This is a genomic window from Flavobacterium sp. LS1P28 (genome assembly GCF_003970335.1).
Taxonomy (GTDB): domain Bacteria; phylum Bacteroidota; class Bacteroidia; order Flavobacteriales; family Flavobacteriaceae; genus Flavobacterium.
The window spans coordinates 1-12691 of record NZ_RYDI01000027.1; the positions used below are offsets into that span (position 1 = coordinate 1).

At 34.3% G+C, this 12691-nt stretch carries 12 protein-coding genes; 3 read left to right on the forward strand and 9 right to left on the reverse strand.

What is annotated here, in order from left to right; genetic code table 11:
• Positions 1–641: 641 nt before the first annotated feature.
• Both EKL97_RS14635 and EKL97_RS14640 read left to right on the forward strand, forming a co-directional pair.
• Positions 642–1136, forward strand: coding sequence for an RNA polymerase sigma factor (locus EKL97_RS14635; RefSeq protein ID WP_126463278.1), 495 nt, complete (start codon positions 642–644; stop codon positions 1134–1136).
• 5 nt (positions 1137–1141) lie between these two features.
• A complete protein-coding gene (locus EKL97_RS14640; RefSeq protein WP_126569203.1) occupies positions 1142–1747 on the forward strand; it encodes a hypothetical protein in 606 nt (201 codons plus the stop codon).
• A 24-nt stretch (positions 1748–1771) separates the two neighbouring features.
• On the opposite strand, the gene EKL97_RS14645 is transcribed toward EKL97_RS14640, so the two are convergent.
• Both EKL97_RS14645 and EKL97_RS14650 read right to left on the reverse strand, forming a co-directional pair.
• Positions 1772–2581, reverse strand: coding sequence for a lysophospholipid acyltransferase family protein (locus EKL97_RS14645; protein ID WP_126563286.1), 810 nt, complete (start codon positions 2579–2581; stop codon positions 1772–1774).
• Between the two features lie 138 nt (positions 2582–2719).
• Positions 2720–3361 carry an NUDIX hydrolase gene (locus tag EKL97_RS14650; protein WP_126569204.1) on the reverse strand — a complete coding sequence of 214 codons (642 nt, stop codon included), beginning with the start codon at positions 3359–3361 and terminating at the stop codon, positions 2720–2722.
• A 93-nt stretch (positions 3362–3454) separates the two neighbouring features.
• On the opposite strand from EKL97_RS14650, the gene EKL97_RS14655 reads away from it, so the two are divergent.
• Positions 3455–3895, forward strand: a complete 441-nt coding sequence (locus EKL97_RS14655) for a DUF4268 domain-containing protein (RefSeq protein ID WP_126456341.1) — start codon at positions 3455–3457, stop codon at positions 3893–3895.
• A gap of 31 nt (positions 3896–3926) precedes the next feature.
• On the opposite strand, the gene EKL97_RS14660 is transcribed toward EKL97_RS14655, so the two are convergent.
• From EKL97_RS14660 to EKL97_RS14690, 7 genes are all read right to left on the reverse strand, one after another.
• Positions 3927–4331 (reverse strand): hypothetical protein, encoded by a 405-nt coding sequence (locus EKL97_RS14660; protein ID WP_126556195.1) that lies wholly within the window; start codon positions 4329–4331, stop codon positions 3927–3929.
• Positions 4332–4334: 3 nt separating this feature from the next.
• A complete protein-coding gene (locus EKL97_RS14665; protein ID WP_126569205.1) occupies positions 4335–5279 on the reverse strand; it encodes an NAD(P)H-dependent flavin oxidoreductase in 945 nt (314 codons plus the stop codon).
• A gap of 14 nt (positions 5280–5293) precedes the next feature.
• On the reverse strand, positions 5294–6907 hold the full coding sequence (locus tag EKL97_RS14670) for a S8 family peptidase (protein WP_126569206.1): 1614 nt from the start codon (positions 6905–6907) through the stop codon (positions 5294–5296).
• A gap of 103 nt (positions 6908–7010) precedes the next feature.
• Complete coding sequence (gene mnmA, locus EKL97_RS14675) at positions 7011–8198, reverse strand: tRNA 2-thiouridine(34) synthase MnmA (protein WP_126456348.1); 1188 nt, start codon at positions 8196–8198, stop codon at positions 7011–7013.
• A 73-nt stretch (positions 8199–8271) separates the two neighbouring features.
• Entirely contained in the window at positions 8272–8985 is a 714-nt protein-coding gene (locus EKL97_RS14680; RefSeq protein WP_233588606.1) for a toxin-antitoxin system YwqK family antitoxin, read from the reverse strand.
• Positions 8986–9069: 84 nt separating this feature from the next.
• A complete protein-coding gene (gene yidC, locus EKL97_RS14685) occupies positions 9070–10974 on the reverse strand; it encodes a membrane protein insertase YidC (RefSeq protein ID WP_126463262.1) in 1905 nt (634 codons plus the stop codon).
• Between the two features lie 54 nt (positions 10975–11028).
• Positions 11029–12642, reverse strand: coding sequence for a CTP synthase (locus EKL97_RS14690; protein WP_126569207.1), 1614 nt, complete (start codon positions 12640–12642; stop codon positions 11029–11031).
• Positions 12643–12691: the final 49 nt, after the last annotated feature.

Consider the following 12691-nt stretch of genomic DNA (forward strand, 5'->3'; position numbering starts at 1 on the left):
AAGCTTTATTAAATCTTTTTTTGAAAATAAATTTTCCTTTTGATCTAAGTAACTTGCCAGTATTTTAAAGAACTTCTGCGCCATTGCGGGTGCAAAACTACACCCTTTATTCGCTTTTACAAGCTTTTTAATCCCTTTTTTTTGACCTTTTCTTAACTTTTTCTTTAACTAGCTGATATCTCGTTTTTTGAAGATCAAAGTTTTTTCTTCTCCACATCTAGATTCAAAAGAAAGGATGACTTTATCTACAAATTTTAGGGGTTCTGCAGCCTTAACTAGTGTAAAATTGCCTTTCCTGTTTATTAAATCTTTAAAAATTCATGCTTTATTGCACTCAGCAATTCACTTTGCGTATTCAAGATAGCATCCCTAACTAGCATTCGAACAAAAAATCCGGTTTAACTCTTTCTTTTCAAACAGAAATCATGCTACATCATTTCGGTAAACATCATCAAAAAGAACTATTTGCACGATACCTTATATATAAGGAGTACCTATCAATATATTCTCTCCATACTTTTAGAAGATAAATGACGCAAAAGCACTGCAAAACGAATAGTATCAAAAAAGGAACACTGTTGTGCTTCAAAAAAAAAGCACTACTTTGTAACAAAAACCACTATTGACTTACTAACGTATATATGAGTGATAATTTAGAACATTCTTTTGTAATGCAGTTGCAAGAAAATCAGAATATAATCCACAAGATTTGTAGGTTGTATACTAATGGCGATGATGCACACAAGGATTTGTTTCAGGAAATTACGATTCAGTTATGGAAGGCTTTTCCAAAATTCAGAGGTGACAGCAAATTTTCTACTTGGGCGTATCGAGTTGCTTTAAATACAGCAATTACTTTATACCGAAAAACAAAACGATCCATAAACACCATAGAATTTGAAGGACGACAACACTTCCTGAATGACGTGGAATATGATTATGAAGAAGAGGAGCAATTAAAATTAATGTACAAAGCGGTTTACCAGCTGAATGATATTGAAAAAGCATTGATATTTATGTATCTGGAAGATAAGGATTATCAGGAAATATCAGAAACATTAGGAATTAGCGAGGTGAATGCCCGGGTAAAAATGAATAGAATAAAAGGGAAATTAAAAAAAATATTAAATCCGTAAGGAATATGAAAGAGCTGGATTTATTAAAAAAAGACTGGCAGAAGAATGATAATTCTTTTGCGCAAGTATCCGAAACCGAGATTTACAAAATGATTCATAGAAAATCGTCTTCGATTGTGAAATGGATATTTATTATTAGCATTATTGAATTTGTAGTATTAAACACTTTGAGTTTTTTACTTCCTGATAAAAAGATGAGTGAATCTGAAACAATTGATATTTTTATTACTGTTTTAGATTATTTAAGTTATGGTGTAGCAATATTTTTTATGTATTTATTCTATAAGAATTATCGCTCTATATCAGTCACTTCGAATACTAAAAAACTGATGGAATGCATTTTAAATACCCGGAAAACAGTCCGATACTACATAGGATATAATTTGTTACTTGTGTTTTTTGTTGCTGTACTTTTACTATCCTATGAAATTCAAATTAAGTCTGCAACGACCAATGACGATGGAGTAAGAATATTTTTTACTTGTATTCTTATGCTATTGTTTATCCTTATTTTAGTAGGTATGGTATGGCTGTTTTATCAATTGATTTATGGAATTTTACTAAAAAAATTGAATAGAAATTATGCAGAATTAAAGAAAATTGATTTATAAAAAAAGAGGCTTTTGCCTCTTTTTTTAATATTCCCATTTTCTAAATTTATTCAACTCTTCTTGCTCTTTAATATCTTCAGCAGGAATAACTTTAAGGAACGAAGGATGCTGCTCAATAGCAAATTCTACTTTTTCGACTATCTCATCAACTGTATCATTGTCATAATCAATATCTAAGGGCTCTTTAATAATGAACGATTGCAGAATTCCTTTCTTTTTCATCCGAAACCCTTTTTTATCAAATGAACGACGAAAACCATCTATAACAATAGGCACCACAATAGGCCTGTGTTGTTTGATAATATGGGCCGTTCCTTTACGAACTGGTTTAAAAGATTTTGTTGTTCCTTGCGGAAAAGTAATTACCCATCCGTCATTTAAGGCTGTTTTTATGTTTTCAGTATCATCCGGGTTAATTTCTTTTTTCTCTTGGACATCAACTCCTTTAGCACGCCAAGTCCGCTCTACAGAAATTGCTCCGGCATACGCCATAATTCTTGGTAACAATCCCGCCTGCATGGTTTCTTTGGCAGCAACATAATAAATATTCATTTTGGGTTGCCACAGATAGCAGACATTCTTAATAGTATCTTCTCGTCCGCTCAAACTTGCGTTAAAAACATGAAACATAGCTACTACATCTGCAAAATAAGTTTGATGATTGGAAATAAACAGCACGTTAGTGTCCGGTAAATTTCTGATAATTTCTGACCCTTCAATTTGCAATTCATTGAATCCTCTATAGCGTCTGTGAGTCACGACACCAAAAATCCGAATTAACCATTTTTTTATAAATAATACATGACCAAAAGGATTTCTCTTAAATAATCCCATAAAATTGTGTGTTTTTTTTAAAAATTCTAAATACAAACTTACGAAAATTATATTTGAAGTTGAGTACTGAAGTACACAGAAAAAAATTGAACATGATAGCCAATTAATTGCTCTTTTCAATTCCTAAACAAAACTATTTTAGCGTAAAACTTCCTTTAACACATCTTTCAATTCGCTCAACATCATCGCTGTAGCTCCCCAAATAATGTGTTCTTCAATTTTGAAAGCCGGTACATTTATATCATTCGCATAAGAAGTTGACAATTTTGCTTCAATTACAATTGCATCGCTTAAAAAAGTTGACAACGGTATTTCGATAATACAGGCTACTTCAGCAGGTTCCAGTACAAATACAAGTTCTTCTTTACTAATTCCCAAAAAAGGATACACCATAAAATTACTTGGCGGAATATAAATTTGAGTAAATGGTTTAATAATTTCAATTTTATCTGGATGGATCCCTACTTCTTCATGTGTTTCACGTAAGGCTGTAATTGCATAATTCCCATCCTGTAATTCATACTTGCCTCCTGGAAATGCAATTTGTGCTGAATGAACTCCTTTATACGAGTTTCTCACAATTAAAACGAAATGAGCACTGTCCTTTTTAGGATAAAAAAGCATCATCACTGCTGCTATTCTTGGATTTTCAGCCTCTATAGTACTCTTTTTCAAGCTTTCCAATCGCTCTAGTGGCGCCATTTTGATATGTGCGTCAAATGCAGGAAGCCCAGCATTAATTAATTTAGGAACAAACCGTAAAAATTCTTGAAAATCCATAATCAAAGTCTATTTTTGTACACTGAAATTTAATATAAATATAGTTTAGAAAATGTGCTTGAGCAAATTTTCCAGGATCAAAAAGCCCCTAAAATGTACAGTAAAGAAGAGACCCAAAGATTAAAGCGAGAATTCTGGATTGCATTTGCAGAAAAATATCCCAGAAAATGGGTCTTATATGATACTAAGATTAAAGATTTCTCCTTTAAATTTTACGTAGACAATAAAAAAGCGCAAGTTTTAATAGATATTGAACATCGAAGTGACGAAAAAAGAATGGCTTATTTTGAAAAATTCGAAGCGTTAAAAAACATTCTTGAAGAAGAATTTATCAAAGATTTGATTTTTGAAAAAGACTACACCCTGGAAAGCGGAAAAACAATTAGCCGCATTTGGGTTGAAAAACTGGGTGTGGGAGTTAGCAATAAAAACTATTGGAATGAAATCTTTGATTTTTACAACGAAAAGATGAATGCTGTAGAATTATTTTATTTAGAATATGATGGTTTCATCAAAGACATCGAAAAGCTTTAAAGGAACAAAATCTAATACGATAATTCACTATTTACATATTGAAAATATTATAAACTATTATCCGATTGTCATAATTGATATAGAGCTGTTTCCTGTTATTTTGTTTTTTTCTGGTTATGATTGAGACGGTACAATCAACGCCTTCATTGTCTTTACAGGTAAATGAATACACAATATCAGTCTCATTTTCTTCGATGGGTTGATACTCGATTATTTCAAATAATTGAATGATTTGAGAATAAACTACAATCCTGTTTTTATCCGTATCCAAAGTAACACGGAGATTGACCAGCTGTAAATCTGACCACTTATCCCCTTTTTCTTTTTTTTCTAAAACACTAAATCCTGATGTTTTAAACGTATAGCTTTGTCCATAAGAAGTATGCAACCCTATGACCAAAAAAAACAATATCTTGTATATTTTTGTCTTTGTCATTGTTTAAAAATTGAAATTCAACACTTCCCTTTTTGCCAATTCAAAATCAGATATCATTTCCTGGACAATTTCTCCCGCTGGTCGTATCGCGTGAATAATACCTGCTATTTGACCAATTTCTAATTCTCCTTCAATTACATCACCCTCAAACATCCCGCGTTTTGCTCTAGCTCTTCCTAATAAGGAAACAATTTCCTCTTTTGTAGGACCACTTTCATACAAATGCTGTACGTCTTGATAGAATTTATTTTTAATCAATCGTACCGGAGCCAGTTCTTTTAAAGTCAATTGTGTATCGCCTTCCTTCACCTTTACGATGATTTCCTTAAAATTATCATGAGCAGATGATTCGATAGACGCTGCAAATCTGCTTCCAACCTGAACGCCATCTGCACCAAGAACCATTACGGCTAACATTGCATGGCCTGTGGCAATTCCGCCGGCAGCAATCAAAGGAATCTTTATTTTTTCTTTAACCATAGGGATCAACGCAAGGGTCGTAGTTTCTTCTCTCCCATTATGTCCTCCAGCTTCAAAACCTTCGGCAACAACGGCATCGACACCCGCATCTTGTGCTTTTAACGCAAATACAGAACTGCTGACTACATGCACTACCGTTATGCCATTTTCTTTTAAATATGAAGTCCACGTTTTAGGGTTTCCTGCTGATGTAAAAACAATTTTCACGTCTTCTTCAACAATAATTTTCATGATTTCTTCAATGTTTGGATACAACATAGGAACATTTACTCCAAAAGGTTTTGAAGTCGCTTTTTTACATTTCTGAATGTGTTCTCTCAAAACTTCAGGATACATGGAGCCTGCTCCAATTAATCCTAAACCTCCGGCATTACTGACGGCACTTGCTAATTTATATCCGCTGTTCCAAATCATTCCACCTTGAATGATTGGGTATTTTATTTTGAAAAGGGCTGTGATTTTGTTCATGTGCTCCTACTGTATTATTGTTTCATTATTTTTCCCGTTTTAGAAAAACCAACGGATTCCATTTTATAAAAGTACATTCCTTTCTCCAATTTTTTCAAGGAAATAGTTGCGGATTGAGGAGTTACTTTTTGTTCTAAAATTTTTTGGCCTAAAAGAGTATAAATAAATAAGGTACCCATTTCAAATTTTGAAGGTAAAGAAACCGAAACAAAATCGCTTGTCGGATTGGGATAAATAATAAAATCATCTTTCGAAAAAGAAGCTATGGACAATTGATTGCTTAGCGCCAAATTAAAATCGGGGATTCCATATCCGTACTGATTATTTGGTACTGAAAATTTATCGGATGATTTGAGTACTAATTCTCTAATTTCCCTATTAGTTTTTTTAGGAAATGCCTGCCACAAACACGCTACCATTCCTGCCATAATTGGACTGGAAAAAGAAGTTCCGCTTGCCGTTACAATATTTCCAGCTTCATCTGAAACTACTGCTGCTTGTCCTTGTGCCATTACATCCGGTTTTATTCTTTCGTCAAAAGAAGGACCAATTGAACTGAAATAAGTTATTACTTCAGAGGAATTTACTGCACCAACTGCAATTACTGAAACAGCATCTGCCGGAACAGCAATATGAGGATTTGAGGAACTTCCTGAATTACCGGCCGATGTCACTAAAACCATTCCTCGGCTAAATGCAATTTCAGCTCCTCGAGACATAAATGCAGTTGTGCCATTCATTTCGGCATACGTATGATTGTAGGCCTGATTCTCAAAATCAAAATAACCCAAAGAGGTATTAATAATATCGACCCCTAAACTATCTGCTTTTTCTGTTGCTTCAACCCAAAGTGATTCTTCTACAGGATTTTCAGAAGTATCGTCTTCCGTAATAAATAAATAATAAGAGGCATCCGGTGCCGTTCCTACAAGAGCATTTTCTTTATAACCGCCCATTGTAGAAAGCACAGAAGTTCCATGTGAAGAACCGGTATAAAAATTTGGATTTCGTAATACAAAATTATAACCTCCTAAAATCTGACTGTTATTTCTTAATCTTTCAAAAGGAAGTATGGTATTTACACCCGGAAATCCGGCATCCATAACGGCAATTATTTTTCCTGATCCAGTATAATTCTGCTGGTGCAACAGGTGCCCATTGAGCATCTGTATTTGAGTTGAAGAAGATCCGTAAGCGTAATCAATTTTGGTTTTACTAGTCTTGTTCTCTTTTTTTACCTTAATTGATTTTGCGGTTTTACCTTTTTGATTTAACGATTTGTCTGCAAAATCAACTTTATCTACAAAAGAAAATAGGGCTAATGACTGTATCGCTACCTGTTCTCCTCTAACATGAATGGCATTCATCCATTTAGATTTTGCCATAACAGTAATTCCCGATGTAGATTTTACTTGATTAACATAGGAAGCTTCTACCGGAATATCTTTAAAATCTAAGGCAATATTTTGATTGGATCTTCTGTCCAATGCTCTTTGAGAAAGCATTTTCAGTGGTGAATCAACATAGAATTGAGAATTGGGCTTCGCATTAAAATACACCCAAGCATCCTGTTGTGAAAAACCCACAGTAGTAATGAATAGAAAAAAGAATAAATAGAATTTTCTCATAGGTAACTATATTGCTAAGATATAAAGATATAGCTTCCAATGAAATTAAATGGCAATTGAAACTACGGTTTTTCTTGAAATCATACTAAAATAAAGTACTAAACTAAGAAATAACTCCTGAACCAACTAATTCATCCCCTAAATACCACGCGGCAAATTGTCCTTCGGTTATTGCCGACTGCGGTTCGTTAAAGTCCACGTACATTTCATTTTCAAACTGATGCAAAGTAGCCCTTTGCAACGGTTGCCTGTAGCGTATTCTTGCCATCACCTCCATCGTTCCTCCATTGGCCAAAGCCAAATCTTTACGAATCCAATGTACTTCTTCTTTTTCAATACGCAATGCTTTCTTGAATAATCCGGGATGTTGACTTGATAATCCGGTATATATCGTATTGGTTTCTACATTCGTGGCTATAATAAACAAGGGATCCGTTGTGCCTCCTACATTTAAACCTTTTCGTTGTCCAATAGTAAAATAATGAGCCCCTTGATGTTTCCCCACTATTTTTCCCATTTGTGGCGTGTACGGAATTTTTCTTGCAGCTGATTTTAAATCCGCTTCTACACTTAGGCCTACATGATTTTCAGCACTGTAAACCGGATCATTTTTATCTATTTGGATAATAATTCCGTCTTTGGGTTGCAATTTTTGTTGTAAAAATTCAGGTAAACGCACTTTTCCAATAAAACACAAGCCTTGTGAGTCTTTCTTTTCGGCAGTTATCAATTCCATTTGGGCAGCAATTTCACGTACTTCCGGCTTAGTTAATTCGCCAATGGGAAATAAGGATTTTGCCAATTGTTCTTGGGATAATTGACACAAGAAATAGGATTGATCTTTATTGGTATCAGCACCGGCTTTAAGTTGATACACGGTTTCGCCATTCACTTTGATTTCACTTTTTTGACAATAATGCCCCGTTGCAACATAATCAGCACCAAGACTCAAAGCAATTTTCATGAAAACTTCAAATTTTATTTCCCGATTACAAAGCACATCGGGATTTGGAGTACGCCCTTTTTCATATTCATTGAACATGTAGTCTACGATTTTTTCTTGGTATTCAACACTTAAATCTACCGTTTGAAATGGAATTCCAAGTTTTTCGGCAACTAACAATGCATCATTACTATCCTCCAGCCATGGGCATTCATTAGAAATAGTGACTGAGTCGTCATGCCAATTCTTCATAAAAAGACCAATAACTTCATACCCTTGTTGCTGCAACAAATAAGCAGCAACACTTGAATCTACTCCTCCGGAAAGTCCTACAACTACACGCTTCATCTTCAAAAAATTAAAATTTTATAAGGGTGCAAAGTTACAAAAAGATTTACAACAGTAATGGCTAACGATACCGTTAATTGTTTTTTGATTTTGTGGCATTTTCTGTAAAGCTCATATTGATTTCTTTGACTACTTTTCCTTTTTCAAAAAACTGCCATATACCCGCTTTCTTTCCATTTACAAAGTGTCCTTTAGAGACTGTATTCCCGTTGGAATCTCTAAAGATTGCTAAACCGTTATAAAGGTCGTTCTTGAAAGCAGACTCTTCCAACACGATTCCTTTTTCAGTATATTTTTTATAAAAGCCATTTTTTAAATTATTTATATAATTGATTTCTTCGGCAATTTTTCCACTTAAATAAAATACGGTACGCAAACCTTCAAGTTTTCCTTTACTATAGTGTTCCGTTGTCATTATATTTTTTGAGGCCAAATGGTAATAGTTCCATTGACCCTCAAATACTTTATTGATCACTTTTCCTTCACTTACTTTATTCTTGTTTTGGTCGTAAAAAATAGTAAACGCTGCATTGTCTTTTGGATTAAATTCTCGAGTTGCAATTAGCGATTTTGCTCTGGTATCATCAAAAAAATCAAAAATACCAATTTCTTTTCCGTGCTCAAAAGTTCCTTCATATCTAGGTCGTTTTGAGGTTTCATATACACCTTTCCACACTCCGTGTTTTTTCCCTTTTGCATCTAATACATTAAAATCAGTTTGTGCATAAAGAAAAAACACATTCAAAAACATCAAAACCAATATTCTTTTTTTGTAATATGTTTTCATAATTACTTTTTTTAGTACCGAATTCAGGTCACTTAAATTAATCTAATAAAAAAGCTCTCAATATTTGAGAGCTTTTTTTATGCATTATTTTTTCTTTTGTTGTGCTTTTTGAGCTTCGGCTTGTTCCATCACTTCTTGTAGTTTTTTCTGGAATTTACCTTGCTTTTTGGGCTCTTTCAATTTATTCTCTTGAATTTGAGTATGAATCTTATCACTATCGATAAAGTATCGTTTGATGACAATCATAATTCCAATGGTAATCAAATTCGAAATAAAGTTATACAAACTCAATCCCGCACCATAACTATTAAAGAAAAACAACATCATGATTGGCGACACGTATATCATAATTTTCATCATTTTTGCCATATCCGGCATTCCTTCTTGTTGCGGAGCAGCCATTTGCTGGTCTCCAGAAGTCATTTTCATGTAAAAGAAAATAGCAATCGAAGCCAGAATAGGAAACAAACTGATGTGATTTCCGTAAAACGGAATATAGAAAGGCAAACGGATTACTTCATCAAAAGACGATAAATCATCCGCCCAAAGGAAACTTTTTTGTCTTAACTCAAATGCCGATGGAAAAAACTGAAACGAAGCATACATAAATGGCAGCTGAATCAATGCTGGAATACAACCTGCCATAGGATTTACTCCCGCTTTGTTATACAACTTCATTGTTTCCTGTTGTTTCTTCATAGGGTCTTTTTTGAATTTTTCACCCAATTCTGTTATTTCAGGACGCAATACTTTCATCTTAGCCTGTGACAAGAACGATTTAAAAGTAATCGGCGACATTGCTATTTTTATCAAAATTGTAAAAATAATTATCGCAATTCCATAAGAAATATAAGAACTTAAAAAGGCAAATAATGGAATAAAGATAAACTTATTGATCCACCCAAAAATTCCCCAACCCAGTGAAATAATTTTTTCCAGATTTTGATCGTATGAGTGTAATGTTTTATAATCTGTTGGACCAAAATACCAACTCATTTTGTGATCTAATTCACCATTGGTAAATGCTAATGGGATGTTAGCATTAAATTGTTTTGTAAAAGTAGTATCCACTTTGTCATCCAGCACTAAATTTGTTGATTTTAATTTAGCCGTTTCGAAAGGGGTTTGCGTTAAAAGAATCGTTGAGAAAAAATGCTGTTTGAAAGCTACAAAAGTGGCTTTATCTAAGTCAGATTCTTCCGTCTGACCCAATCCTGCGTAATCTATTTTTCCGTCTTCATGTTCAAAATAGATTTCAGTATACCGGTTTTCATACGAAACACTTTTCTCGTTTCGGTAGGTTTTTAAATCCCACTCTAAATCTACTGGTTTGGCGGTATTCAAGACTTTATTCAATCCTTGGGAACGAATGTCAAAACCAATCATATATTCGTTTGGTTTCAACACGTATTTGTATTCCAAGAATTCATTAGCTCCCGCTTTCAATTTCATGGATAATATTTGATCTGCTCCAACTTTTGTCAAGGTCGGTTCAAAATACAAGTCTTTTGAATTTAAAGTACGGTTATCACTAGTCAGCAATTGTACATTTAAATTGGCATTATTGTCTTTGATCAATTGCACTAATTGTCCTGAACCTTTCTTGAATTTTTCAAATTTTTTCAAAGTAGCCTCCACAATATAGCCTCCTTTATTGGCTATTTTTAGCATAACCAATTCGTTTTCAATAGTTGTAAAGCCTGCTTTTGCTGAAGGTAATGTTGCAGAATAGGCAAAATTCCCTAAGGTTTTTTGCAACTGCGCCAGTTGAGTTGAATCTCCGGTTGCAGCAACCTCAATTGTTGCTTTTGCAACCGTTTTAGCTTCTAACTCTTTCGCTTTAGCTTCCTGAATCACCAATTCTTTTTGTGCTTTTTCAGCGGCAATTACTTTCTCATCAGGTTGATTTTGATACATGATAAAAATCAAAATACCAAAAATTAATACAAAACCTATGATCGAATTGAGGTCAAATTTTTTTTGTTCCATTATAATTAAAAAAAGTTATAAATTTTAGGTTTACTGAAACCCAATCGTTTTCAGTTATTTTTTCTTTGCCTGAACGGCTGCTGCCACAAAATTCACAAAAATAGGATGCGGATTTGCAACCGTACTCTTGTATTCCGGATGGTATTGCACGCCAATAAAAAACGGATGATCTTCTATTTCTATAATTTCTACCAATCCCGTATCAGGGTTTACGCCTGAAGCCATCAATCCGGCATTTTCTAATGGTGCAACGTATTTACTGTTGTACTCATAGCGGTGACGGTGGCGTTCTGAAATGGTTTCTTTTCCGTAAATTTTATAGGCTAATGTATCTTTTTTGATGTCGCATTTCCATGCACCAAGACGCATTGTTCCGCCCTTATCCGTGATAGTTTTTTGCTCTTCCATGAGGTTTACTACCGGATAAGCGGTGTGTTCATTCATTTCAGTTGAATTAGCATCTTTATAACCCAACATATTTCTTGAATATTCTATGATGGCCATTTGCATCCCCAAACAAATTCCGAAAAACGGCACTTTATTCTCACGGGCATATTGCACTGCTGCAATTTTTCCTTCAATTCCTCTTTCTCCAAAACCTGGAGCAACCAGAATTCCGTCTAAACCTGAGAATTTTTCCTGCATATTATTCGCATCAATGTGTTCTGAATGAATCGAAATCACATTTACCTTTGTTTCATTAGCTGCACCGGCATGGATAAATGCTTCCAAAATAGATTTGTAACAATCCTGCATTTCTACATATTTTCCTATCAAACCTATATTCACGGTATGCTTTGGATTTTTTAATCGGCGTAAAAAAGTATTCCAGTTTTTTAAATCCGGAGCCGCTTTTTTAGGTAAATCTAATTTTTTTAACGCCACAACATCAAGTCCTTCTTCCAGCATTAAATTCGGCACTTCATAAATCGTGGAAGCATCAATAGACTGAATAACAGCTTCTCTTTTTACATTACAAAACAAAGCCAGTTTATTGCGTAATTCTTCAGAAAGTTCGTGTTCCGTTCTGCACACTAAAATATCTGCTTTTATTCCGCTTTCCATCAAGGTTTTTACGGAATGCTGGGTTGGTTTTGTTTTCAACTCTCCCGCGGCAGCTAAATAAGGAACCAGAGTAAGGTGAATTACAATCCCATTATGCTCTCCTAATTCCCAAACTAATTGACGAACAGATTCTATGTAAGGTAAGGATTCAATGTCTCCTACTGTACCCCCAATTTCAGTGATGACAATATCATAATCGCCGGAATTTCCAAGCAACTGCATTCTTTCCTTGATTTCATTGGTGATATGAGGAACTACTTGTACTGTTTTTCCTAAAAACTCTCCTCTTCTTTCCTTTTCAATAACCGAAAGATAAATTCTTCCTGTAGTCACATTATTCGCCTGAGAAGTAGGAACATTCAAAAAACGCTCGTAATGCCCTAAATCCAAATCCGTTTCGGCACCATCATCAGTCACATAACATTCTCCATGTTCATAAGGATTTAATGTCCCTGGATCTACATTAATGTATGGGTCAAACTTTTGGATGGTTGTACGGTATCCTCTTGCTTGTAACAATTTTGCCAAAGATGCTGCAATGATTCCTTTCCCTAAAGAAGAAGTCACACCGCCAGTAACAAAAATATATTTCGTTTGATTCATTCTGTTGTTATTTGTATTGTAGTTGTGTAAAAAACGTGGCAAAAGTACA